Raw genomic sequence first — 26492 nt, 5'->3', positions numbered from 1 at the left:
CGGGACGAAGACCTTAGCGAAGGGTGAAAAGAGAAGCTGGTTTTCTCCTCGATAGTAGGAAATTCAGGACAGTAAGTTATATTGAGCTATGCTTTCTTGCATTCCTGTCATCCATTATGATAGGATATCCTCACATTATTAATCGAACAAGCGAAGCCCTGAGATGTGCGTAGCGGCCAATGTTTTGAGCCACAAAGGTTTATTCGGGAGTTATTAGTCCGTAAGTCAGGAAGGCATGCCTCTTTTACGTGGACGTCTGAGCGGCTGGCAATACACCCACCTGCTCGTGCAGGTTCAAAACAGCGGTACCCCACGGCATACTGGGGCTTTTTATTTGGTATTATTTCATAGTTTTCCGGTGTGAAATAAATGCTTTGAAGTGGGAGTAAAAAATGATATGATCGACATATCGATTTTATTGAGAAAGGTTGTTTTATATCTATGTTGCATCAATTCTCTCGATGTGAGCTCGCTTTTGGACCAGAAGGCTTGGAAAAAATGAAGAACAGCGCAGTGGCGGTACTAGGTGTAGGTGGCGTAGGGTCATTTACAGTAGAGGCACTTGCTCGTACAGGAGTGGGTAAACTGGTGCTGGTAGATAAAGATGTAGTCGATATTACCAATATCAATAGACAAATTCATGCAACACTTGATACTGTAGGACAGGATAAAACGGAATTGATGAAAGAACGCATTCGTTCCATTAATCCAGAGTGTGAAGTAGTTACCCTGCATATGTTTTATAATGAAGAGACAGCTGATCGCTTGTTTGAACATAAGCTGGATTATATCGTTGATGCGATGGACACTGTATCTGCGAAGATTCATCTGATCGTAGAAGCGAAGAAGCGTAATATCCCAATCATTTCTAGTATGGGTGCTGCTAATAAAATGGACCCAACTCGATTTGAGGTCGAAGATATCTCCAAAACCAGCTATGATCCAATTGCCAAAGTAATTCGTCGTGAATTGAAAAATCATCGTATCTACAAAGGCGTACAAGTGGTTTACTCAAAGGAGATTCCTGTGACGATTAAAACGGAAGTGCGGGATCAGATTGTACAAAACCCGGACTCACCTATCCGTAAAGTAAAACAGCCGCCAGCAAGCAATGCCTTTGTACCTTCTGTTGCTGGATTGATTTTGGCGAGTGTTGTAGTGAGAGATTTGGTTGAGTGGGTACCTATGAAATAAGCAAGAATGAAATAAAGACATCCTACCTTAAGAAAACGGTAGGATGTTTTTTGTTACTGTATCTGAAAGTATAAACTGCGGAGCAACTCAACCTGATACGCCTGAAAAACATCCGCTAAGGAAGATCCAGCTTCTTCGAAGGGACTTCGATAGAGGTTTTTTTATGTTGCTGGGGTAGATATGAAGAAAGGTAATTTTTCTATTCCAACTAATCGGGCATAGACGAACATTTGTCCCTTGTGATGCACCTCATGATCAATCATAACATGAACCCATGATTTACCCAGTTGTTTCATGTTAATAAATTGGACTTCTCGTTCCAAATCTTCATCACTGATTTCTTGCAAGACAGCGATTGTCTTGTCAGTAAATTCATGAAAAATTCTTCGCACATCATCCATGGTTTCAAAAGCAGGCATTTGATCAGGTTTCTCGATGTATCCTTCTTTTAATCCGGCTACAAAATTATGGGACGTTAGAGCAGTATGTAGAAATTGCTCTCCAAATGAAAAGGCGCTCTCCCAAGGTTTATAATGCGTATGCTCATTTTCAATCAATTCCAACAAATTTGTCAACGCGCGTCGATGAACCATCCAGCCTTGCAATTTATTTTGAGATATGGACATAGAACAACCCTCCCTGTTTTTACCATATTCGCGAATGTTATCCCTTAATCCTTTTTTTTAGCGAATGACAATACCTCATTATATTCATTGAAAACCCTGATTATTTGGAACTTCATAAAAAGATAAGAATTTAATACTTGTACTTTCAAAGAGAGAGAAGTATACTTCAATTATCAGTAGTGTTTAATAAATAGTACTTAACAATGAACAGAATTAGTATTATTACACTACAGCAATGGAGTGAGAACATGAAAGAAATCGTTCAATTTAAAAAAGGAGTACTTGGTCTCTGTGTCCTTGTTCTTATTAACCAGCGTGATCGGTATGGTTTTGAATTGGCTCAGCAAATATCCAAACACATTGAAGTAGCGGAAGGAGCCATTTATCCTGTATTACGACGACTGGTAACAGACGGGCATTGTACCACGTATCTGCAAGAATCAACGGAAGGACCACCACGCAAGTATTACAAGCTGACTGCTGAAGGAAAGACATATCTGCAAGAATTAGTGGGCGAGTGGAATATATTTGTGGATAGTGTCGGAGCGTTGATTAGTGAAACGGAAGAGAGGAATCAAGATGAGTAAGGAACATTTTATTAATCTTCTTCGCCTCCACCTGCATAATATGGACCCAATGGAAAGAGATGAATTAATTGCAGAGTATGAAGCACACTTTCTATTTGGACAACAATCTGGCAAGAAAGAAGAACAGGTGGCAAGCGAATTAGGAGATCCGATTGATCTGGCAAAACAAGTAATGGGTGATCAGTACAGACCACCATATCACATACACGAACAAAGTAACAATGTAGATTCGTCTGGGAATAATTCTAGTTCATCCGGAGTTATTATTCGTTCACTCGGAGTCATTTTTTTATCAATATTTATCTTTCCCTTTCTATTAACTGGTTGGACAATGTGGCTTACTTATGCAATTTTGGTGTTTACATTTCTGATTTCTCCGTTCGTGCTAGTGTTAGAGCTGATGTTTGGCGGAGAATTTCTCACAGCAGAGGTATTTCTAGCTTCCTTATTAGTGGGGATAGGACTATTGTTAGTTACTTCGGTGCGAACAGTCATGCGCTGGTATCTAGTGATTAACCAAAAATATTTTAACTGGATGTCCAGCACTATAAAGGGGAGAAAATAAATGAAAGACGTATTTGGGGACGTAAAACGAGGAAATGGTCGGAAAATAGCTGGGATCGCTCTGATCATTATTGGGATAGTGGGACTGATTATTTTGGGTCCTAAAGCACTGATTGGAAATACGAATCCAGCCTACAATCATACGATTTTACTTAAACCTGGTATGTTAAAAGAAATTGAAATACTTTCTGATCGTGCGGATGTAGAGCTTATTATTGAAAAAGGGAGTACGGACCGGATTGAAATGCAGGGATTTGCCCCTGAACAGGTAGTAAGTAAGATAAAATCTTCGCAAGTGACAGGTGGAGAGTGGAATCTTGATATTCGTGACAATACGGTTAAATTAGTTAATTTTGGATTTTATAAAAAATCGCCTCGTCATCAGATTGTAGTTCAGCTCGAAAATGATAAGACTCTGGAAAAACTTATGGTACAGAATGCTCTAGGGGAGATATCTCTAAAAGGCGGAAAGATAGATGAATTATCTCTTAGTACTGACATGGGAGATGTAGAAGTGGAAGGAGTGATTGGTAAGAATACCACAGTTTCTTCAGGTGCAGGAGACGTTGACTTGGAGCGTGTAGATGCAATTATTCAAGTTTCAACCAGTATGGGAAATATTGAGATAAGTAACTCCAGTAAGCTTGTTACCACTAATACAGCGATGGGGAATACGAACATTGAAATGAAAGAACCACATGGGGTAGATGCAAAGGGAGATTTAGGAGATATAAAAATCATTGTCCCTAGAGGATTTAACGGAATTTATGATCTTGATACTGACCTTGGTGATATAGAAAAACCAGACTCACTAGTGGGGGCAGATACCATTATTAAGGCTCGTACGGCAATGGGTAACATAAAAGTAAAGGAGAACTAAATCATTCCTTACAAATTTGACCGGAACAAACTACATCTATTACACTATTCAAGAATGCAAGGTAACAACTTTGCATTCTTGTTGCTGTATAAGAAAGTATAAGCTTCTGGACTCTGCTTCCTTATACATCTCTAAAGTACCTGCTTCTTCGAAAGACATCGATAGAAGTTTTTCTTGTTTTCAAGCAAAATAGATAGGGATGAGATATAAATGGACTTATTCTCCTTCGCTCATGAACAGGGAGAGTCAAAAGGAAAAATGAAACCCTTAGCTGCACGAATGCGCCCGAAACAACTGGATGAAGTGTTGGGACAAGAACATATTCTGGCAAAAGGTTCTCTTCTGCGACGTGCAATTGAAGTGGATCAGGTTTCATCGCTGATTTTTTATGGACCACCAGGTACAGGAAAAACAACGCTGGCTAAGGTGATTGCAGGTACTACCAAATCACATTTCAGTGAATTGAATGCGGTAACAGCTGGCGTAGCTGACATTAGACGAATTGTAGAAGAAGCAAAAGATCGTCTGGTGATGGGTGAACAGCGAACGACATTATTCATCGATGAGATTCACCGATTTAATAAATCTCAACAGGATGCGCTCCTTCCTTATGTAGAGGAAGGGACAATCATTTTGATTGGTGCAACAACAGAAAATCCGTTTTTTGAAGTAAATGCAGCCTTGCTATCCCGCTCGCAAATTTTCCCCTTACACTCACTTACTGAGGTTGATCTGGATAAGGCAATAGATCGGGCACTTTCCAACGAGAAAGAAGGACTCGGAGAATTGCGGGTACGACTTGAAGTAGAAGCGAGGGAACATTTAATTCGTTATGCAGAAGGAGATGCCCGCCGTTTGCTTAATGCACTGGAACTGGCAGCAACAACTACTCCTCCAAATGAAAATAATGAAATCATCATTACTCTCGACGTCGCGGTAGAATCCATTCAACGACGTGCTGTTCGCTATGACAAAAGCGGGGATAACCACTACGATACGATTTCTGCTTTTATTAAATCCATTCGGGGGTCTGATCCTGATGGAGCTCTTTACTGGTTGGCACGTATGATCGATGCAGGGGAAGACCCGCGTTTTATTGCCAGACGATTAATTATTTCAGCTTCGGAAGATATCGGTAATGCTGATCCTCAGGCGTTAACTATAGCTGTATCTTGCTTTCAAGCATTGGAATTAATCGGGATGCCGGAAGGACGCATTTCACTCGGGCAGGCTACAACTTATTTAGCGACAGCTCCGAAAAGCAACGCCGCTTACAATGGTATTAACAAGGCACTTTCCCATGTGCAAAATGAGGGACATAAACCTGTTCCCACTCACTTACGGGATCGTTCCTATAAGGGAGCAGCTAAATTGGGGCATGGGGATGGCTACTTGTATCCACATAATTTTCCGGAAGGTTATGTAGAACAACAGTATTTGCCTGATGATGTGGACGAGGTGTTTTATGAACCTAAACCGATTGGATTTGAACAAAAAATTAGGGAAATACAAGAACGGCGAAAAGATAATAATAAGGAGTAAATTGTTATGATAGGAGCGTTATATCCTATCATTCCGATTCCTTTACAATCTTTTCTAAAACCACTATAGTTAAAATAGAAAAGGGAAAGACGATTAAAAAAAGGGCGGTCTTCACACCGGAGCGCAAAGACCCATGCTTCTAACTCGAACTTTCGTTCAATCCTCTACCCATCACAGTCAGATCCTGTGCGAGCAATTCCGCCTGGTTTATTAGGTAGGTTGCCGCATTTATCGGGATGTTTGCTGTTTTCGCTAGCACCATAACGAGCCTTGTGCGCGATGGTTCCGGCAGGTACATCATAGAGAACAGAGGACGGATGGTTTTTACCACGTTCTGAGCGTTTGTTCGTTGCCATGGAAGCACCCCTTTCGTACCTATTTTCAACTAGGAAGAGCAATCCCATGTGGTACAATAAAAGGGAAAATTGTCAAAGACCTACAGTGATTGATAAAGGGAGTTGTTAACCTTGAAAATATCTACAAAAGGACGCTACGGCCTAACTATCATGATGGAATTGGCATCACGATTTGGAGAAGGACCGATTTCACTTAAAAGCATTGCACAGCGACATGAATTATCCGAGCATTATTTAGAACAACTGATTGCTCCACTGCGTAATGCAGGTCTTGTAAAAAGTATTCGTGGAGCATATGGCGGTTATGTACTAGCCAAATCTCCCGATGATATTACCTCAGGTGACATTCTACGGGTGCTCGAAGGACCAATCAGTCCTGTGGAGTTTTCTGATGAAGATGATCCAGCAAAGCGTTACCTTTGGATTCGCATTCGAGACAGCATTACCTCGGTTATTGATTCAACAACGCTACGTGATCTGATTACGTATCAGGATGACGGACGTACAGATAATTACATGTTCTATATCTAACAAGTACGAGTAAAAGTATGAACAATGAGGGAAGTAAAAATGAAGCCTACCATCTATCTTGATCATGCCGCTACAACACCGGTACATCCTCGGGTGTTAGAGGCGATGCAACCATATTTTTTAGAGGTATTCGGAAACCCATCCAGCATTCATGGGTTTGGGCGTGAATCGCGTAAAGCAATGGAGAAGTCTAGAGAAATCATCGCAGATTTTCTCGGTGCTGATCCAGGTCAAATTATCTTTACCAGTGGCGGAACCGAAGCAGATAACATGGCTGTGATCGGTGGAGCCTTTGCTCGTGAAGAGAGAGGCAAGCATATCATTACGACACAGATTGAACACCATGCTGTGCTGCATGCCTGTGAACACTTGGAACGTATGGGATTTGAAGTTACGTATTTACCTGTGGATGAAACAGGCCAAATATCAGTTGAAGCTGTAAAAAATGCGGTTCGTCCAGATACGATCCTTGTCTCTGTTATTTATGGAAACAATGAAATTGGGACCATACAACCGATTCAAGAGATCGGGAATTTCTTGAAAGAAAAAGACATCTTGTTTCATTCCGACTGTGTACAAGCATTTGGGTTATTACGATTGAAGGCAAATGAATTGCCGGTTGATCTGATATCACTTTCAGCTCATAAAATTAACGGACCAAAAGGCATAGGAGCACTGTGTGTAGGGCGCAAGGTAACCTTGACTCCTCAGCTTCATGGCGGAGCACAAGAACGTAGACGCAGAGCTGGTACTGAAAATTTGGCAGGAATCGTCGGATTTGCCGAGGCAGTTCAATTGATTCGCTCCAATCGGGAAGAACGAAGAGAACATTATCTTGCTATGCGAGAAGAAATGATCAGCACTTTTGATCAGGCAGACATCTCGTATGCAATAAATGGACACCCTGAGCAGTTCTTGCCGCATATCCTAAATGTCAGTTTCATTGGGATCAGTACTGAAACGATGTTATTTAACCTTGATTTAGCAGGCATTGCTGCTTCAAGCGGTTCCGCATGTACCTCAGGCTCTCTGGAACTATCTCACGTGTTAAAAGCAATGAATCTGTCTGATGAGAGATCTCATGCAGCGATTCGTTTTAGTTTTGGCATTACCAATACAGTGGAAGAAGTAAAACAGGCGGCAGAACAGATTGTCAAAATCGTGAAGAGATTGGTTAGATAATAAGGATAAGTTGTCAATCTCACTAAAAAACAGTACAATTAAAGGCATCATAAGCATCCACTATCAGCAGGATAGTGGATTTTTCTTTCTCTAAGAGATACCAACAAAGCGTAAGGAGGCCTGCCTTTCATGCAGCAACAAACCCTCCCATTGTTTCGAGAAACCTATATTCGTGGACAGTTAAAACATGAAATTTTTTATAATGAAGAGAATTGGTACGCCATCATTCGGTTGAAGATTGAAGAGACGACGGAACCGATTAAAGATAGTGATGTGATTGTGGTCGGACATTTCCCAAGGCCACATGAGGATGAAATCTATACTTTTTATGGGGAATGGAAAGAACATCCCAAATACGGAAAACAGTATGTAGCTACTCGGTATGAACGGGAGACACCGAAAACATTGTCAGGCGTTGAAAAATACTTATCCAGCGGTCTCTTTAGTGGAGTAGGTAAAAAAATTGCCAAGAGAATTGTAAAGCATCTTGGCGTAGATGCACTTCAAACGATTGCTGATTACCCCGAACAACTAGCGGAAATCCCGGGTATTTCTGAACAGCGTGCTCGTCAAATTTACGAGTCCGTTTTGGAGCATCAATCATTGGAGAGAACAATGGTTTTTCTTTATGAATATGGGATTGGGGTTCATCTTGCCTTGCGTATTTATCAGGCATATAAGCTGGAGACCATGACCGTTCTAACGGAAACACCATATAGATTAGTGGAGGATATTCAAGGGATTGGCTTTAAGCGTGCCGACGATATTGCGTTAGCCAGTGGAATCGCAGCCTCTTCACCGGAACGAGTAAAAGCAGCGTGCCTATATGTATTGCAAGAAACCGGTTATAGCGAAGGGCATGTTTACATACCGAATGATGAGTTAATGGAACGAGCGCTTCAATTATTGACAGAGTGCGGTGGACATGTTTTTCACGCCCCAGATGTGGAGGAAGCTATCCAGCAATTATTTATGGATAACAAGCTTCAACTTGAAGAGGATCGAGTTTACCTTCCTTCGTTGTTCTTTGCAGAGATTGGACTTACGAAACGGCTGCATTACTTTGCTTCGAGGGAGCAGGAGGAGAGCTTTCCTGCGTCTGAATTTTATCAGGCGATTGGAAAAGTAGAGGATGAGCTGAAAATCAGCTATGCTCCCAAACAGCGGGAAGCAGTTGAGAAAGCTGTTCAGTCCGGCTTGATGCTTCTAACCGGAGGACCAGGTACAGGTAAAACTACTGTAATCCGCGGGATTTGTCATGTCTTCTCCCAGTTGCATGGAATCTCACTTGATCCAAAAAAATATAATCCAACGGAAAATCCGTTCCCTATTCTGCTAGTAGCACCAACTGGTCGTGCTGCTAAGCGGATGTCGGAAACAACAGGTCTACCAGCGATGACCATTCACCGTTTACTTGGCTGGAAGGGAGAGAGCTTTGAACACGATTCTGAGCATCCTATAAGCGGTAAATTAATGATTATTGATGAGATGTCCATGGTTGATGTCTGGCTTGCCAACCAACTTTTTCGCTCCCTCCCAAAAGAGATGACGGTAGTAATGGTAGGAGACCCGGATCAGCTACCATCTGTTGGACCGGGTAACGTTTTGCAAGATATGATTCAATCTGAGATGATTCCGATTGTGGAATTAACGGATATTTATCGACAATCGCAGGAATCGACAATTATCTCACTTGCCCATGATGTACGATTAGGAAAAGTTCCACAAGATTTACTTTCTCGCACGCATGACAGGCGCTTTTTCACATCATCGCCACAAAATGTTTTGGAAGTTGTGAAACAAATCTGCTCCAGCTCCGTATTAAAAGGATATACTGCAAAAGATATTCAGGTTCTGGCTCCGATCTATAAAGGAGTTGCAGGTGTAAATCAGATTAATGAAGAGTTGCAGAAGCTTTTTAACCCTCCTTCCGAGCAAAAACGGGAGGTTGCGTTTGGGGAAATGGTTTTTCGGGTAAAAGATAAAGTGCTTCAATTGGTAAACAATGCGGAAGAGCAGGTTTTTAATGGAGATATGGGCGAAGTGGTCGCTATTTTCCGTCCCTCTGAAAATGAGGAAAACGAAGAATTGATGGTGGTATCCTTTGATGGGCGAGAAGTTACGTATCGTCGTTCCCAGTATCATCAGTTGACGCTTGCTTATTGTTGTTCGGTCCATAAATCGCAAGGAAGCGAATTTCCGATTGTGATTATGCCTCTTGTCCGTAATTATTACCGAATGTTACGTAGAAAATTGGTGTATACAGGAATTACCCGCAGCAAGTCGTATCTCTTGATGTGTGGTGACCCTGATGCGTTTCGCATTGCAGTAGAAAACGATGAAGAAGGCGTCCGATACAGTTATTTACAGGACAGACTTCGAGAGCTTGGGTGAGATAACGTAACAATTGGTTTCTTTTGCACAGCATGCTCCCTCATATTCTTCCCGATACTACGTGGTGCGGGAGGAGATGCCCTTATGAAGAGAGCGCTGGATGTAATAGGCTTACCAGTTTTGGCTCTTGCGAATGGCGAAGAAATTGGGACTGTCCGAGACTTCCTTTGTGATCTTCAGTTGCGTGTCATCGGTTTTATTCTGCAAGAAGACAAGTGGTTTCAGAAAGGGATGTACATTCCTGCCGATAAGCTTGAAACAGTCGGGGCTGACTTCATCATGGTAAAAGACGAGCATGTGGTAACCTCTATGCGCCAGATTGACAACGAAAGCATAATGACTCTCATTAATGGAGAGTATTCAGTAAAAGGAAAACAAGTAGTAACAGAAAACGGAATCTGGCTCGGTAAGGTAGAGGATGTTTATTTTTCCAAAGACTGGGACAAACTGGTAGGGTACGAAGTGTCAGATGGATTTCTGACTGATCTGACGAAAGGGCGGAAGAGAATTACTGCCATCCCACCTGTTCAGTTCGGGAAAGAGCATCTGATTGTTACAGATACCAGGTAGACCGGAATTAGGCGCGATGGCGCGCAGGAGGTTATGATAGATGGTGACTTGCCCCAACTGTTCTTCAAAAGATATTGGCAAAATCGGTACAAACCAGTACTACTGCTGGAACTGCTATGTGGAAATGAGCATGTCAGGCAACCAGATTTCTTCTATTTATCAAGTAGAAGAGGACGGTTCGCTGGAGTCTTTGAACGATCTGTTTTTAGAAGATGAACAGATTCGCGCTCAGGCATAATGATTATCTGTAATGTCGAGGTAGACTTGTCTACGGATAATCAGGATATGGAAAAACCGTATGAACGAACGAATCATAAGGGAGCAGACATGACATTCAATGAATATTGGTCATGTCTGTTTTTTTGTGGAAGCTTTACTTATAATGACTACTTTAGTGGGGTGGCAGAAGAAGCACATTTTTTGTCTGCAAACTCGTTAAGGTCCCGCAAGGGAGCTATGACTGTCCGCTACAGGGCAAAGAGTGAGGAAAGTGCAAAAGGGTGAGAATGCTACGCAGTATCTCACAGGTTGCACTTTTTAATCCGCACTCTTTACCTAGTAGCTAAGTAGGACCTTAAATAGTTCTAGACAAAAAATGTGCTTCTTCTGCTTACGGCTTCTGTGGAAAAAAGAATCAAAACCAAAAGCATGAAAAAACCAGCTTCTCTTTTCACACAGAGCGACTTGGCGAAGCCCAACCCAGCGGAGCACTCTTCATCGGGATAAAAAAGCGAGACCAAGCAAGTCTTACAGTGAAGACATCGTTTTGAGCTTTCTAGGGTGAATAGTGGGGTGCGGACTGTTTATCCTGTTGGGGGGCGATGACTTTTAGCGATGTTTGAAATGAGATGCTGGTTTTCTCCACTATGGTAGGAAGAAGACGATCTTTTTTCATTAGCTATAACTAGAGGCACAAATTATTGTTCGCCTAATAGAAAAAATGCGATAAAATTCAGATTTTTTAATCTCTTTGTTTGAAATAAGGTATGCTATGTGAATAAATCAATTGAGGAGAGTAGGATATGGAAAGGGAGTCCTTACAAGCACAAATACTTGAATTTGAACTCCGATTGCAGAATCCAGATATTCGTCAGTCACTCGAGGAGTTTATTGATTTGCTTGCAGATGATTTTTTTGAAGTGGGTAGTTATGGAGATATTTGGTACAAAAAAGATTGTGAGAACGGACTTACACCATTTAAAATGACGCTATTAGATTTTCAACTACATTCCTTATCAACAGATTGCGTTTTAGCAACATATCGTTTGATTGATGAAACGAGAGAGATAAATACAATGCGTAGTTCAATTTGGAGACATAGAGACGGAAAATGGCAAATGTTCTATCATCAAAGCACAATTAAAAATAATAGATCACAATCATAGAGTCACTATTGGAACATGATAAATTATCAATCAAAAAAGGAGATCATATATGACAAGCCAGCACATCCATTACGAAATCTATGGAACAGGTCGTCCGCTTATTATCATTCACTCATTGTCGCTTGATCTGACAACCATGAAGTCCTTCATGGAGCCGCTTTTTACTGAAACATCAGGTTGGAAAAGGATTTATCTAGACTTACCAGGAATGGGTAAATCGCCTGTAGACGAGAGAATTACAGGCTCAGATCAGATGCTTGATCGTGTCCTTTCTTTCATTGACACCATTTTGCCAGGGCAGGATTTTGCGGTAGCGGGCATGTCCTATGGGGGTTATTTGGCAAGAGGAATCGTGAAAAAAGCAAGGGATCGTGTAACAGGCTTGTTACTCATTTGCCCACTGATAACAACCACAGATCGGCTGGTTCCAGATGCTCAAGTGGTAGTAGAGGATTCTACTCTAAGGAAAGCAGAACGAAGACTCCTTAGGGGACAAACAGTGGTTCATACCAAAGAGACCTGGGACGAATTCAATCGAGTCATCCTTCCTGCGGCTGCTAATAGTAACAGGCAATTTCTACAGTCAGACTTCCGAAAGAAGTATTATGCTTTTACATTTCAACTGGAAGATGATGCGATTCCGTTTGAGAAGCCAGTGGCAATCATTACGGGAAGGCAGGATTCCGTAGCCGGATATCAGAACCAATGGTCAGTCATTGAAAAATATCCGCGCGCCACCTTTGCTGTTCTCGATGAAGCGGGACATTTACTTCAGATCGAAAAAGAAAAAGTTGTACAAGCGTTAATTCTGGATTGGACCCAGCGAATTCAGAGATAGCATGATTTCTCTCCTTATTACACATGCTAACAAAAGCGATGTGTAAGGGGGGCAACATGGCGGATTTTCCTAAACTACCAACTAAGAAAAATCGTTTTTTTTACATAACAGCGGCTATTTTATTATGGGCACTTATCATATATCTGTTTTTTTTAATCAAGCCATCTTTAAAGCCTCTAAGTGAGTTTTTGCAAACGGTGTTTATTCCTGTTTTATTAGGGTTATTAATCGCCTATTTGCTTAATCCTGTGGTAAAGCGTCTTGAGAAATTCAAGATGCCAAGAATTGCTGCTTTACTTCTCATCTACTTCAGTTTCTTTTTAATCATTTCCATTGCAGTACTAAAAGCAATTCCTATATTAAGCAAGCAATTAATTGAGCTTTCAGATGATCTGCCTACTTTACGCAACAGGTATGAAACATGGATTCAGGAGTGGGACAATCATAAATATTTTTTACCTGATACTGTTCAAATTGGTGTTGATCGGGCGATCATATACTCTCAGGATAAAATGTCTAGTGGTATAACCAATCTGGTAGACGTAGCGAGAAATGCCTTAGGAAAGTTGGTTGGCTTTGCTGTCATTCCGTTTATTGCTTTTTACTTTCTTAAGGATATGAAAGAAATACAGCGAGGAATTTTATTATGGATTCCTCGGAAGTATCGACGTCATACACAATTGATTCTCCGTGATGTTCATGAATCATTGGGCAAATATATTCATGGACAGATCGTTATTTCACTTTTGGTTGGCGTTTGTAGTTACATCGGCTTATGGTTAATCGGGATGCCGTATCCATTTGTACTTGCTTCCTTTGTAGCAGTAACGAATATCATTCCCTATATTGGGCCGCTCATTGGGGCAATCCCGGCAGTATTAATCGCACTTACTATATCATTGCAAAAGGTTATCTTCGTGCTTGTACTAATTATTTTTCTTCAAATCATCGAAGGAAACATCATTGCTCCTAACATTATGGGAAAATCCCTTCATTTGCATCCTCTATTAATCATTATCCTTCTGCTTGCTGGAGAGGCGATTGGTGGGATATGGGGAATGATTCTAGTAGTGCCCCTATTTGCTGTCGCAAAAGTAATTTTGAACCGTATTATTCTCTTTCGTCAGGGAAGTTGACAGCCTGTATATTTTCCCACTATAATCGTTATTATAACAGCTATTACATAGCATAAATCGTTGATGGAACGAGTAAGTTAGCCCCTTTTTTTCAGAGAGGATGCTCCTTTGGCTGCAAGAGCGTCTAAAGAAGGACAACTGAAGGCTACTCCAGAAGACCGGGCTAAATCCCGGCGGCAGACCCCGTTATGGTCATGGAAAGCGACAGGAATGCACCTATTTTTAGCATCCTGTAAGCAGGGTGGTACCGCGAGAAAACAGTTCTCGTCCCTGAGTGGGATGAGGGCTTTTTTTATTTGTTTACTGTATCAGAAAGTATAAACTGCAGAGCATCGCTTCCTGATACGCATGAAAAACATCCGCTAAGGAAGGACCAGCTTCTTCGATGGGACTTCGATATAATTTTTTCTTATAAAAGATAAGGGGGCCAATGAATCATGAAACAGTTAACAGGTAATCAGATTCGCCAAATGTATTTGGATTTCTTTGTAACAAAAGGACATCGTATTGAACCGAGTGCACCATTGGTACCAGTAGACGATCCATCCTTGCTATGGATCAATAGTGGTGTTGCAACACTGAAAAAATATTTTGATGGTCGCATCATTCCAGACAATCCACGTATTACTAACGCTCAAAAATCTATTCGTACCAATGATATTGAGAACGTTGGACGTACCGCGCGTCACCATACATTCTTTGAGATGTTAGGTAACTTTTCCATTGGTGAATACTTCAAGAAAGAAGCGATTCACTGGGCGTGGGAATTTTTGACCAGCCCTGAGTGGATTGGTTTTGATCCTGAGAAGCTATCTGTTACGATTCATCCTGAGGATGAAGAAGCGTTTGAAATCTGGAATAAAGAGGTAGGCGTTCCTGGGGAGCGAATTATTCGTTTGGAAGGTAACTTCTGGGATATTGGGGAAGGTCCAAGTGGTCCGAACACTGAGATTTTCTATGATCGCGGAGAAGCGTTTGGAAATGATTTCAGTGATCCTGAACTATATCCAGGTGGAGAAAATGAGCGTTATCTGGAAGTATGGAATCTCGTATTCTCTCAATTTAACCACAATCCAGATGGTTCTTATACGCCACTACCGAAGAAAAACATTGATACCGGGATGGGTCTGGAGCGCATGGCTTCCGTTATTCAAAACGTGGAGAACAACTATGAGACTGACCTGTTGTTCCCGTTGATTGAAGAAACTAGCAGAATTTCTGGAGTAGCTTACAAATTCAACTCTGAGCAGGATGTAGCGTTGAAGGTAGTTGCTGACCACGTTCGTACCGTATCTTTTGCTATTGGTGATGGTGCTCTTCCATCCAATGAAGGACGTGGATATGTAATCCGCCGTCTGTTGCGTCGAGCAGTGCGCATGGGCAAAATGCTGGGTATTGAGAAACCGTTCTTATTCTCCCTGGTTAAAACGGTTGGAGATATGATGGGCGAGTTCTATCCAGAAGTGGTTACCAAGCGTGAGTTTATCGAACGCGTTATCCGTACAGAGGAAGAGCGCTTCCATGAAACATTGGAAGAAGGCTTGTCCATCCTAGAAGGTATGGTTAAAGCAACGAAAGAAGGCAAAAACACACAACTAAGCGGTGCTGATACCTTTAAACTATATGACACGTATGGCTTCCCGGTAGACTTAACAGAAGATTTCGCGATGGAGCATGGTTTAACAGTTGATCGTGATGGCTTCGATGCTGCGATGGAAGAACAACGTGAACGTGCACGTAAAGCTCGACATGATGTAGACAGCATGCAGACACAAGGTGGCGCGTTGTCAGAACTTACTGTTCCAAGTCAATTCGTAGGTTATACACAATTGACGGTTGAGGGAGCTAAGGTAGAGGCAATTATTATTGATAGCCAACTGGCAGAGGAAGCTCAAGAAGGAGTAACCTGCCAGGTCGTTTTAGATAGCACACCTTTCTATGCTGAGAGTGGTGGACAAATCAACGATGAAGGTTTCTTTACCTCTGATACAGTAAAAGCTCGTGTCCTGGACGTACAAAAAGGTCCTCATGGTCAACATGTACATCAGGTTCTCATTGAAGCTGGTACGTTGCATGTAGGTGATCAGATCAAAGCAGAAGTAAATCACGAAGCACGTAATGGCATCGTGAAAAACCATACGGCAACACACTTGTTACATCAAGCGCTAAAAGATGTTCTAGGTGTCCATGTTAACCAAGCGGGTTCACTGGTTGCACCAGACCGTCTGCGTTTTGACTTTACTCATATCAGTTCTGTTACACAAGAAGAGCTGGAGCGTATTGAACAAATCGTTAATGAGCAGATCTGGAGAAACATGAATGTAAACATCTCCAGCATGAAAATTGATGAAGCAAAAGCAATGGGCGCTATGGCATTGTTTGGCGAAAAATATGGCGACGTTGTGCGTGTCGTTCATGTTGAAGGCTACAGCATTGAGCTGTGCGGTGGATGCCACGTTTCTAACACAGCTGAAATTGGACTATGTAAGCTACTAAGTGAGAGCGGAATTGGTGCAGGAACACGTCGTATTGAGGCTGTTACTGGCAGAGGTGCATATGAGTATCTAAACCAACAACTTTCCTTACTAAAAGAAGTAGCTCATTCTGTTAAGTCTCCACAGTTGCATGAGACACCGGCACGCGTGGAAGGTGTACTTGCCCAATTAAAAGAAGCGCAGCGTGAGAGTGAATCACTACGCACAAAATTGGGTAATATTGAAGCAGCATCACTTACAGATAGCGTACAAGAAGTAAATGGCATGAAGGTACTTGCTACACAGGTTTCAGCAACGGATATGGATAACCTGCGCGGTATGGTAGATGAGCTGAAAAACAAGCTAGGTTCTGCTGTTATCGTACTTGGTTCTGCTGAAGGGGATAAAGTAAACATCGTTGCAGGTGTAACAAAAGACTTGATCGATCAAGGAATCCATGCAGGAAAGTTAGTAAAAGAAGTAGCAACTCGTTGCGGCGGAGGTGGCGGTGGCCGTCCAGATATGGCACAAGCAGGCGGCAAGGAACCAGCTAACCTGCAAGAAGCTTTATCTATCGTTCCACATGTCGTTGAAGAGCAAGCAGTTGCAAAGAAGTAGGAAAAACGTCTACAATATAATATAACGAATGGTACAGGATTCATCTGCGTACAGCGGATGAATCTTTTGCCTTTCGAAAGAGAATTTGAATTTCTTTACTAAGCGAGTAGACTAGCTTTCCACTTTCATTCACTATTAGTATGTGAAGCAAAATGGTATTTGCTTGTTATGCTGGCGTCAAAAAAGGCTTAACCTGTATGGCATGACTTTGGAAAGCTAGTATCTAAATAAAGCGAGGTGTTTGGCTATGTCGATGGACAACACAATGAAGTTTTCTGCTCCCAAAGAAAACAGCGAAGCGGAAGTAAGAGAAACTTTGGAGGAAGTGTATCAGGCTTTGCAAGAAAAGGGCTACAACCCAATTACGCAGATTGTCGGGTACTTACTTTCTGGTGATCCTGCGTTTATTCCTCGCCACAACAATGCGCGCAGCCTGATCGGCAAAATTGAACGTGACAGGATCTTGGAAGAAATGGTGAAGTCATACCTGTCACAAAAAGGCTCTTAAGATCATAGGAGATAATGATGCGAATACTTGGATTAGATGTGGGCGAAAAAACCATCGGTGTTGCAATTAGTGATGAGATGGGTTGGACTGCTCAAGGATTGGAAACAATTAAAAGGGCTTCCAAAGAGCGGGATTACGCCCGTCTTGAACACTGGGTTGCAATGTACCAGGTAGAAGCGTTCGTAGTAGGTCTTCCTAAAAATATGAATGGGACAATTGGTCCAAAAGGAGAGTACTGTCAGGCTTTTGCTAAAGATTTATCAGAGCGGACGGGCTTGCCTTCTCATCTTTGGGATGAGAGACTTACTACGATGGCTGCTGAAAAAATGTTGATCTCAGCAGATGTCAGCCGCCAAAAAAGAAAAAAAGTGATTGATAAAATGGCAGCAGTGCTTATCCTGCAAGGATATCTGGATGCCAACTCGAGGTGAATTGCTATGAGCGAAGATTTTCAACAAGAAGAGTATGAAGTAGGCGATGTGATTGGATTGGTGGAGGAAGGAGAGAACGATGAATCCTCCCGTGATTTCCGGATCATGTATAAGCTGGAAGTAAAGGATAAGAATTATTTGGTTCTTGTTCCTGTTGACCAGGAAGATGAAGAGGAGTACGAGGTACACTTCCTTCGTCTAGAAGGCAATGATATATTGGAGCCAATCGAGGACGATGATGAGTGGGATGCAGTGGAAGCTACATTTGAAACCTTGATTTCTGAACTGGATAACGAGTAATTGCAGGTTTAAATACAGGCATCTTAAGAGACCTAAGCTTAGGCTGGTCGCTTGGGATGCTTTTTTGTTTGTCACGAAAAATGTACAAAAATTGGATAAATGCTTTTATATGTAATATTATTCACATAATTTCTAAAATACTACTATTATACAAATGTTTATTTACCGATAAATTAATTATGCAAGATCCATTATTCCAAACGCCATGACACTACATTAGGAGGAAAAAAATGCAAAAACGAATAAGTGTAAGGATGAGATTAGTGTTGTCGTTTGCGCTGATTTTGTGCATCCCTACCATGATAATTGGAACATTTTCCTACTTGTCTGCTAGTTCTATTGTCAAAAAACAGATTGAACAGCAGTCAGTAATAAGTATTTCAGCATTAAATGAGCAAATTGATGCGCTTATTAAATCTAGTCAGGAAAACGTTACATTTTTATCAAAGTATATAACGATGAATGATGAAATTGTTGGGAATGGTTCGCCTACTCAAGCGGTTCTCGATAAATTTCAGCAAAGCCATTCTGGTTCAATCAATACATATCTGGGGAGTAAAGATGGTCGCTTTTTTCAATCACCAGTATTGGAACGGCCGGAAGGTTATGATCCAACGACACGCGATTGGTACATCGCTGCTATGGAACGAAGAGGGGAAACGATTATCATCCCCCCATATATTGACGCAGGAAATGACACAATGGTAGTAACCGTTTCGAGAGCATTAGAAGATGGTTCTGGGGTTGTAGCGCTTGATATCAACTTGGAGAGCATCATTCGAATAGCAGAGAATACAAAAATTGGTCAAGCTGGTTACCCTGTCATCATTGATGCTCAAAAGAGGTATATTTCACATCCTACAATAACAGCAGGGACAGAAAGTTCGAATGAGCTCGGTACATTGCTGTTTGAGAATGAACAAGGAAAGCTTACTTACGATAATCAAGGAGATTCTACAGAAGTAATTTTCGGTACGAATGAAAAAACAGGATGGAAAATAGCAGGTTTGTTTGTAAGTTCGGAGTTTGGAGAAGCAGCTAGTCCAATATTTACTACTACTTTTATTGTTATAGTTGCCTCAATAGTAGTGGGCTCACTTGCATTGTTTTTCATTATTAGATCTATTACAAAACCTCTTCACCAATTAGTTAAAACTTCCGAGGCAATTAGCAAAGGTGACTTGACTGAAAGCTTACAAATTACCACTAATGACGAGATTGGAGAGGTAGGAAACAGCTTTAACCAGATGAGTAGGTCGTTACGAACTTTACTTCAGGATGTAAAAGAAATGACGATAGCACTTACTTCTTCTTCTCAGGAGTTGGCGGATGCAGCTGAGCAGTCAGCGGAAGCCTCTCAACAAACAGCGGAAAACATTCAGCTGTTAGCCGAAGGTGTGGAAGTACAGGTTAATAGCATTCAAGAAGCGGATCAAACGGTACGAGATTTAATTAGCGGAGTTAATCGAATTACAGAAAGCTCGAAGCTTATTTCTCAGTCCGCTTCTGAATCATCAGAAATTGCTGCAGAGGGGAATAAAGCATTACAAATCGTTGAAGAACAGATGAATCGGATTAACAACAGTGTTACTAATCTAGGAAATTCTATGGTGGGCTTACAAAGTAATATTAGTAATATTGATGATATTGTAAAATCCATCAGTGATATTGCTGCTCAGACGAATTTACTGGCACTCAATGCATCGATCGAAGCAGCTCGAGCTGGTGAACACGGCAGAGGATTTGCTGTAGTAGCGAGTGAGGTAAGTAAACTGGCAGATGAATCTTCATCAATGGCTAATAAAATTGCCGAAACAATCGCCATTATTCAAAATGAAGTTTATCAAACAGCAAGTAATACAGAAAAAAGTGTAGAGGACGTAAACCAAGGAATCACTGTTATTCAAGATGCGGGAGTAGCCTTTCACCGTATAGAGAATTCTGTACAAAGTGTGGGAACACACATCCAGAACGCTATATCTATTACTCAAGAGGTAATAATTGGAATTAGAGAGATGAGTCTCAATATGGATAAGGTGAAGCATATCACGGAGCTGGCTGCGGATGGTACACAATCCGTCTCTGCAACAACAGAGGAGCAACTGGCATCTATGGAAGAAATCAGCACGTCTGCCGAATCCTTATCTCAAATGGCAGAACGATTACAATCGCAGATTATTAAATTTAAATTATAGGTTACGAGATGAACGAAGAAGATAGGAATTACGTGGAACAAAAGAACGCAGCCAACATAAATCCATTGTTGGCTGCGCTATCTTTTATGAATGCGAAATAATTATTTCAGCTTTGCCTCTACCTAACATTTCTTTACGGCCGCAAGAAAGCGGAATAATTGTTTGGTTGTCATTCTTAAGTTATCGAATGTAGTAGTCGAATCCATCGCTTTCTCAAGTGACATCGGTTCATTTGTGATAGAAAAGAAGGAGGTGATACCCATTTCATTTAATGTAAAAGCCTGCTTTGTCACACCACCAGCTAATGCAATAACCGGAATATCGTGTTTTGCTGCTACTTGTGCAACTCCTAACGGTGCTTTGCCCATAGAAGTTTGACCATCTAGTTTTCCTTCTCCTGTAATCATTATGTCAACGTCACTTATCTTTTCTTCCAATCCTATGGTTTCTAATACTAACTCTACACCTGATAGTAACTGCGCATCAAGGAATCCAGCAAAGGCAGCACCTAGTCCACCTGCGGCACCTGCACCCGCAATATTTTGGACATCTTTATTCAATTCACGAAACGCGACATGTGCAAAGTGTTCTAACCCAGCATCTAGTTCTTTGACCATTTCGGTTGTTGCACCTTTTTGATGTCCAAAAATATAGGCAGCTCCATTTTTACCATGAAGAGGATTGGTAACATCACAAGCTACTTTAAATGTACAATTCTTTATAGAATGGTGAACGTGGGACGAATCCATTGCACGAATTTTTTGTAACTCATACCCTCCATATGAAACTTCCTTGTTATTCTCATCAAGGAAGGAAAAGCCCAAAGCTTGAAGCATTCCAACACCTGCGTCATTTGTTGCACTTCCACCAAGACCAATTACAAATTCTTTACACCCTTTTTCAATTGCGTCACAAATAAGCTGACCAACACCATAGGTTGTAGTGAAATAAGGATTCCGTTTATTTTCAGGAACCAATGGCAATCCACATGCTGCGGCCACTTCAATAACAGCTGTATGGTTATTTCCCAATATTCCATATACCGCAGGAACCAGAGTTCCTAGGGGACCAATCACTTCTTTTTCAACGAATGTACCTTTAGTCGCCTGAACAAGCGCTTCAACTGTACCTTCCCCACCATCAGCTAACGGAAAGGTGATAATCTCGGCGTTATCGTACACATCTTTAATTCCTTCGGTAATCGCTTTGCTGCAATCCAAAGAAGAGAGACTACCTTTAAAAGAATCAATTGCAATTAGTACTTTCACGTTACCGCTTCCTTCCCATACGTATAAGAGACAATTAAAAGTTTTTATAATAATGACAGCTGTAGCGGACTGGCAGCAGTGGAAAAAACATAATAAAACCAAAAGCATGAAAAACCAGTTTCTCTTTTCACAAGGAGCGGACAGTCTAACCCCTTGCGGGGCGAAGACTTTTAGCGAAGAGTGAAAAGAGAAGCTGGTTTTCTCCACTATGGTAGGAAGAAGACAATCTTTTTTATCTTAATGGTTAGAACAAAATAGACTTCACTTGATTTGTTTGTACACTAACTTGAACTTGATTGTTGTTCACTGAAAGATTTTCTAACGCCTTTTCATTAAGGTTTGCCGTATGTGCCTGATGAATCTCACGGTTGAACTTGAATACTGCTGTTTCTTCTACATCTGTTGGATTATAGAAACGTAATACAAATTTGTTTTCTTTCTCTGCCTTTTTCAACGTACTTAGTACAATGTTTGGCTGAACCTCATTAATAAAGCTAAACTCTAATGGTGTCTTTACAGCTGCTTTGTTAAGTTTCATCGCATCGTGTGGTATTTTATTATAGGTTTCCACTGGTGTGAGATACTCTTTTGCGATACGTGCAACGTTCGATTGTAGAGTATGTGTTGTAATCGCAAAATCTAATGAGAGTTTTCCGATCATTTGAGAATCTGGCGTTGGTAATTTGATACCGGATGGACGACCAGGTCTGCGTAACATTTCCTCTTTTCCAAGGAAGCCTATACTTCTAAATAAGGTGATCGCGATTGTATCAAATTCCTCACCGATGATTTCAAACTCTCTTGAGCTATTTGTTAAAATACTTACGCCATGGTTGTCGTTTGACAAGCCTACAAAGCTTAGCATTGGATAGATTGAATCAGGACGCTCATCCCAACCCTCTTTTTCCCACACATGTATAGCAGAATCAACGACATCACGCTTAATAGAACCGAATTGATTATCAGAAATCGAGAACGAGGATGCAATGTTTGTTGGAATCAATGCTCTGAGACGGTGATCCTTCGCATAGTTAGTCACCTCGAATTTCACTTCAATAACCGGCTTGTGATTTGGAACAGTAATGACGATATGAACGTCAACTGCTCCATCGATGATTTGCGCTTTACGTTTTTCTAGATTAGATGGTACTGCTAACGTATACTCGATATTAATTGTTGCACCATATTGGTTTTGGTTCATTTCTGTTTTTACATTGGTGGCGCTATCACTGTATAGTAGCTCTTCGTTCGGTAGGGGAGAGTAGTCGTATTCATCCCCGTCATCTCCGCCATTTTCTAGGAGAAGAACATTATCAAAGTTTTGGTTTAATGTCTTATCAAATATATTAAGCGTTCCATTTTGATTTACGGTAATTTCGTAAAACTCCGTTACAACCTTATTTGTTGACTCGAATGAATTACTTACTTTTTCATCACATTCTACGACAAAATATGTTTTATAGCCCATTGCTGGAAGGGTATCTTTACATTGAATGGTGTACTTAATGAATGGATCATAGTTTCCGTAATGAACGATTTGACGATCGATTAAGCCTGGATCAGTAATTTCACTTTCAATTATCTCAAAATCAAGTTCATTCGAATCTTTATCAACGAGCTTGAATGACTTTAATTTCGTCATAACACTTGTTGTCACAACTTCTGTACGCTCATATGGAAGTAAATTAAATGCGGTAAGACGATCAAACTGTTTTTCTGTATCCATCGAATCAACTATTTTACGTTTATAATAATTGATGAGCTGATCGACTTTCTCCTCCGCAAGAAAGAATCGATTACAGATTTCACGATGTACCTTATCGGAACAACAACAGCCAATACTGTCATGAGCGTGATTCTTCATAATTTCTTTCCAAATAAGTTCAATCAATCCATGATGGTACTCAAAGCCTAAACTGTATGCAAGGGAAGCAAGCGGTTCTAAAATATTTGTGATTTTGTTCTCGATTCTTGCATTCGCCGCCTTTATATCCATGCGAGTGGAAAAAATACTGCGATGAACACGCATGTACTTACCATCTAAAAACTCACCCTGCAATGTAGGGAGATCCTTCTGTTTTTCGAGCTCAGAAAAGACATTTTCATATTTGCTTAAGAAAAATTCACGTTCTGGATAGAGCTTGCGCAGTTTTTCCATAATGGTAAAAATGTTCTTTTGAATCGGCATTTGGTCATGCCCGTTCGGTAAAATGATGTTGTCAGTAGTTGCCCCATGATCAAGCACAGTGAAGTACTTATCAATTCGTTTTTGAAGTTCTTGCTCGTCCTCTGGTAAATACTTTCCAATTGCATACCCTAGGGGGAATAATTGTACAAGTACCTTTGAACCATCGTCTGTTTGCCAATAAAACTCAGTTTTATCTGTGCCGTGACGTTCAGAAGTACCACGCCAGAATATTGAATACGTAATATCAAATCCGTTCAAAATCATCGGCATTTGAGCTGATTGTCCGAAAGAATCGGGGAGATATCCAATTTTCATAAATTCCCCATATTCTTCGCTATCTTTTATTCCGTATAAAAGGTTACGTACAATTGATTCTCCGCCAACAACCATTTCATCAGTCTGTGTATACCAAGGACCGATAATTAATCGACCTTCCTGAACAAGCTTTTTCACGCGTTCTTTATTTTCTGGTTTTACTGCGAAATAGTCTTCTAAAATTGAAGTTTGTCCATCTAATACATAGTAAGGATAATCTGGGTTGTTTTCTAACATCTCCATGATTTCTTCTATATTATTTACTAATAAAATTCTAGATTCTTCTGTAGAGAAATACCACTCTCTGTCCCAATGCATATGTGGAACGATATGAACGTTTTTCATTCTGATATCTCCATTCTTATGCAGCATTTTGTTGCATATTTTTATTTCGTTGCTCTTTATTTAACTTATTTTTACGAGTCATGATTAACAAAATCATTGAAATTAACGCACCGATTAATGCTGCTCCGAACCAAACACTAGCTGCTAGTAGTATGGGTTGGCCTTGTAATAATGCCAGTGAGAAAATACCAGCACCAGGAACATTTAAACCGATATCAAAGTAAGCTACAATTGCACCAGTTACCGCAGATCCCGCGATTAATGATGGGATAACGCGTAGTGGATCGTTAATCATGAAGGGGATTGCACCCTCAGTTATTCCGGCTAATCCAAGTAACCAAGTCTGTTTCCCAATTTCTTGTTCTTGTTTTGTAAAATATTTTTTACCGATGATAGTTGCACCTGTCACCGAAAATGCCGATACCATTTTTACAGATGCAAATGTTGCATAAGGAATAAAATTTCCACTTGCCATTGCACCGATACAGAACGTATATGCTGCTTTGTTCACTGGACCACCAAGGTCAAATGAAACCATTGCACCCAGGATTGCACCTAGAATAAGTGCGTTTGCTCCGCTCATTCCGCTAAGCCACTGAATTAACCCTTCGTTTAAGAATGCCAACGGCCTACCGATTACAAATAACATGATTGAACCAACAACAAGTGTTCCAACTACAGGATAAAACCAGAAGCTAATAAATCCAGCGAATGTACCCTTTGGTTGTACTGTCTTTTTTAGGTATTTTAAGAAATAACCTGCCAATAGACCCCCAAGCATCCCACCTAAGAATCCACTACCAATTAAGTTTGCTGCTACCCCTGCAGCGAAACCTGGTCCTAATGCTGGCTTATCAGCAATTGAGAATGCCATGTATGCCGCTAGAATAGGTATCATTAATTGACCTAATAGTGATCCGCCAAGTTGTCGTAATAGCCACAACCATGAACCTTCTTGTGCGTACAATTCTTGGAGACCAAATGCTTGTGAAATAAAGACAGCCGCCGCTAACGTCATACCACCTGCAACAATGACTGGAATGATATATGATATACCTGTTAATAGGGAATCTTTGATTTCTGTTTTTACAGATTTATCTTCTGTTTCGTATTCAGCAACATTTGAATCACCGTATTCTGATTTTTGTGAATTTTCGGCTTTTTTCAATGCTTCTTTTAGAATGTCTTGAGCATTTCTAAGTGGTGCTGCCACTGTTGTTTTCACCTTTGGAAGGTGGTTAAAACGCTCAGCGTCTTTTACAGCTACATCTACCGCGTACACGATCGCGTCTGCTTTTTTAAGAAGAGCTGTTGTGTGTCGGTCTTCGATACCGTTCGCACCTTGTTTTTCAACAAACACATCGATACCTAGTTCTTTTCCAGCTTTGACAAGTGCTTCTGCCGCCATATACGTATGTGCAATACCTGCTGGACAAGCGGTGATTGCTAGAACAGTTTTATCTAGCTTTTCAACATGGCTTGTACTTGGTTCTTTTTGTTGTACTGCATCGAGATTTTCGTAAAGCTCTTGATTTGTCTTTGCTTGTAGTAAGTTGTTTTTATATTCTTCGTTCGATAATCTTGTCACTAGCTCTGATAATAAGGAAAGATGTGTTGAACCCTCTTCCGCCTTTGGAATCGCTAACAAAATAACCAATTCAACTTGATTATTTGGATCGACGCTTTCCCATGTACCAATAGGCTTTTCAAGTGTTGCCACAGCAAATGCTGCTTCTTTTACAGTCGGTGATTTACCATGAGGAATTGCAAGACCACCCTCGAATCCAGTAGGGGATAGTGCTTCTCTATCCATTACGGCTTGATAAAACTCTTCTTCAGAGTGTATTTTTCCTTCAGCCGCTAATTTTTTAATTAGATACTCTATTACTTCCTCTTTAGAGGAGAAAGGTTGTTTTGTACTGATTAAGGATGGTGAAGTTAAGTTCCTTAATAACATATTTGTAACCCCTTTCATAAAGTTGTGAATCATTATGGTTACATCGTAGCAAAAAAAAAAGAAGAGCTTGGCTTCTTCTTTATTTTACACAGATATAAATTTCTAATT

Annotated in this window: 24 protein-coding genes and 1 other RNA gene; 20 read left to right on the top strand and 5 right to left on the bottom strand. The window is 40.8% G+C overall.

Going from position 1 to position 26492, the window contains the following annotated elements:
* The first annotated feature begins 152 nt into the window (after positions 1–152).
* Both ssrS and LM917_RS01090 read left to right on the top strand, forming a co-directional pair.
* Positions 153–331: non-coding RNA, 6S RNA (ssrS, locus tag LM917_RS01095), on the top strand.
* A gap of 110 nt (positions 332–441) precedes the next feature.
* Positions 442–1194: a tRNA threonylcarbamoyladenosine dehydratase gene (locus LM917_RS01090; protein ID WP_232695546.1), complete on the top strand. Its 753-nt coding sequence runs from the start codon at positions 442–444 to the stop codon at positions 1192–1194.
* 161 nt (positions 1195–1355) lie between these two features.
* Here LM917_RS01090 and LM917_RS01085 read toward each other — a convergent pair whose 3' ends face one another.
* Positions 1356–1820: a DinB family protein gene (locus tag LM917_RS01085; RefSeq protein ID WP_232695545.1), complete on the bottom strand. Its 465-nt coding sequence runs from the start codon at positions 1818–1820 to the stop codon at positions 1356–1358.
* A 248-nt stretch (positions 1821–2068) separates the two neighbouring features.
* Between LM917_RS01085 and LM917_RS01080 the strand changes: the two genes are divergently transcribed.
* The 4 genes from LM917_RS01080 (at position 2069) to LM917_RS01065 (ending at position 5393) form a co-directional block, all read left to right on the top strand.
* Positions 2069–2407, top strand: a complete 339-nt coding sequence (locus LM917_RS01080) for a PadR family transcriptional regulator (protein WP_232695544.1) — start codon at positions 2069–2071, stop codon at positions 2405–2407.
* Positions 2400–2972, top strand: coding sequence for a DUF1700 domain-containing protein (locus tag LM917_RS01075; RefSeq protein WP_232695543.1), 573 nt, complete (start codon positions 2400–2402; stop codon positions 2970–2972). The genes LM917_RS01080 and LM917_RS01075 overlap by 8 nt, the downstream gene beginning before the upstream one ends.
* A complete protein-coding gene (locus LM917_RS01070) occupies positions 2973–3851 on the top strand; it encodes a DUF4097 family beta strand repeat-containing protein (protein ID WP_232695542.1) in 879 nt (292 codons plus the stop codon).
* A 210-nt stretch (positions 3852–4061) separates the two neighbouring features.
* The gene (locus LM917_RS01065) at positions 4062–5393 is read left to right on the top strand and encodes a replication-associated recombination protein A (protein WP_232695541.1); all 1332 of its coding nucleotides are present in this window, start codon (positions 4062–4064) and stop codon (positions 5391–5393) included.
* Positions 5394–5557: 164 nt separating this feature from the next.
* Here LM917_RS01065 and LM917_RS01060 read toward each other — a convergent pair whose 3' ends face one another.
* The gene (locus LM917_RS01060; protein WP_232695540.1) at positions 5558–5749 is read right to left on the bottom strand and encodes a hypothetical protein; all 192 of its coding nucleotides are present in this window, start codon (positions 5747–5749) and stop codon (positions 5558–5560) included.
* 111 nt (positions 5750–5860) lie between these two features.
* Between LM917_RS01060 and cymR the strand changes: the two genes are divergently transcribed.
* From cymR to LM917_RS00990, 14 genes are all read left to right on the top strand, one after another.
* Positions 5861–6280, top strand: a complete 420-nt coding sequence (cymR, locus tag LM917_RS01055; protein WP_232695539.1) for a cysteine metabolism transcriptional regulator CymR — start codon at positions 5861–5863, stop codon at positions 6278–6280.
* 39 nt (positions 6281–6319) lie between these two features.
* Positions 6320–7462 (top strand): cysteine desulfurase family protein, encoded by a 1143-nt coding sequence (locus LM917_RS01050; RefSeq protein WP_232695538.1) that lies wholly within the window; start codon positions 6320–6322, stop codon positions 7460–7462.
* 129 nt (positions 7463–7591) lie between these two features.
* Entirely contained in the window at positions 7592–9856 is a 2265-nt protein-coding gene (gene recD2 / locus LM917_RS01045) for an SF1B family DNA helicase RecD2 (RefSeq protein ID WP_232695537.1), read from the top strand.
* Between the two features lie 84 nt (positions 9857–9940).
* Positions 9941–10426: a PRC-barrel domain-containing protein gene (locus tag LM917_RS01040; protein WP_232695536.1), complete on the top strand. Its 486-nt coding sequence runs from the start codon at positions 9941–9943 to the stop codon at positions 10424–10426.
* A 40-nt stretch (positions 10427–10466) separates the two neighbouring features.
* The gene (locus tag LM917_RS01035; RefSeq protein WP_232695535.1) at positions 10467–10664 is read left to right on the top strand and encodes a YrzR-like zinc ribbon domain; all 198 of its coding nucleotides are present in this window, start codon (positions 10467–10469) and stop codon (positions 10662–10664) included.
* Between the two features lie 26 nt (positions 10665–10690).
* A complete protein-coding gene (locus LM917_RS01030; protein WP_232695534.1) occupies positions 10691–10930 on the top strand; it encodes a hypothetical protein in 240 nt (79 codons plus the stop codon).
* A 518-nt stretch (positions 10931–11448) separates the two neighbouring features.
* Positions 11449–11811 carry a nuclear transport factor 2 family protein gene (locus tag LM917_RS01025; RefSeq protein WP_232695533.1) on the top strand — a complete coding sequence of 121 codons (363 nt, stop codon included), beginning with the start codon at positions 11449–11451 and terminating at the stop codon, positions 11809–11811.
* Positions 11812–11860: 49 nt separating this feature from the next.
* Positions 11861–12649, top strand: a complete 789-nt coding sequence (locus tag LM917_RS01020) for an alpha/beta fold hydrolase (RefSeq protein WP_232695532.1) — start codon at positions 11861–11863, stop codon at positions 12647–12649.
* A gap of 56 nt (positions 12650–12705) precedes the next feature.
* A complete protein-coding gene (locus LM917_RS01015) occupies positions 12706–13785 on the top strand; it encodes an AI-2E family transporter (protein WP_232695531.1) in 1080 nt (359 codons plus the stop codon).
* 437 nt (positions 13786–14222) lie between these two features.
* Positions 14223–16877, top strand: coding sequence for an alanine--tRNA ligase (gene alaS / locus LM917_RS01010; RefSeq protein WP_232695530.1), 2655 nt, complete (start codon positions 14223–14225; stop codon positions 16875–16877).
* Between the two features lie 247 nt (positions 16878–17124).
* Positions 17125–17385: an IreB family regulatory phosphoprotein gene (locus LM917_RS01005; protein ID WP_232695529.1), complete on the top strand. Its 261-nt coding sequence runs from the start codon at positions 17125–17127 to the stop codon at positions 17383–17385.
* Between the two features lie 17 nt (positions 17386–17402).
* Positions 17403–17816, top strand: a complete 414-nt coding sequence (ruvX, locus tag LM917_RS01000) for a Holliday junction resolvase RuvX (RefSeq protein WP_232695957.1) — start codon at positions 17403–17405, stop codon at positions 17814–17816.
* 6 nt (positions 17817–17822) lie between these two features.
* Entirely contained in the window at positions 17823–18116 is a 294-nt protein-coding gene (locus LM917_RS00995; RefSeq protein WP_232695528.1) for a DUF1292 domain-containing protein, read from the top strand.
* Positions 18117–18346: 230 nt separating this feature from the next.
* Positions 18347–20311 carry a methyl-accepting chemotaxis protein gene (locus LM917_RS00990; RefSeq protein ID WP_232695527.1) on the top strand — a complete coding sequence of 655 codons (1965 nt, stop codon included), beginning with the start codon at positions 18347–18349 and terminating at the stop codon, positions 20309–20311.
* A gap of 122 nt (positions 20312–20433) precedes the next feature.
* Here LM917_RS00990 and LM917_RS00985 read toward each other — a convergent pair whose 3' ends face one another.
* The 3 genes from LM917_RS00985 to mngA form a co-directional block, all read right to left on the bottom strand.
* Positions 20434–21579 (bottom strand): glycerate kinase family protein, encoded by a 1146-nt coding sequence (locus tag LM917_RS00985; RefSeq protein WP_232695526.1) that lies wholly within the window; start codon positions 21577–21579, stop codon positions 20434–20436.
* A 244-nt stretch (positions 21580–21823) separates the two neighbouring features.
* Positions 21824–24427 carry a mannosylglycerate hydrolase gene (gene mngB / locus LM917_RS00980; protein ID WP_232695525.1) on the bottom strand — a complete coding sequence of 868 codons (2604 nt, stop codon included), beginning with the start codon at positions 24425–24427 and terminating at the stop codon, positions 21824–21826.
* Between the two features lie 16 nt (positions 24428–24443).
* A complete protein-coding gene (mngA, locus tag LM917_RS00975) occupies positions 24444–26384 on the bottom strand; it encodes a PTS 2-O-a-mannosyl-D-glycerate transporter subunit IIABC (RefSeq protein ID WP_232695524.1) in 1941 nt (646 codons plus the stop codon).
* Between the last annotated feature and the right edge of the window lie 108 nt (positions 26385–26492).

Origin of the sequence: Brevibacillus daliensis, assembly GCF_021245735.1 — a bacterium.
In the GTDB taxonomy this organism is placed as follows: domain Bacteria; phylum Bacillota; class Bacilli; order Brevibacillales; family Brevibacillaceae; genus Brevibacillus_B; species Brevibacillus_B daliensis.
This window is presented reverse-complemented; position numbering and strand designations above follow the sequence as displayed.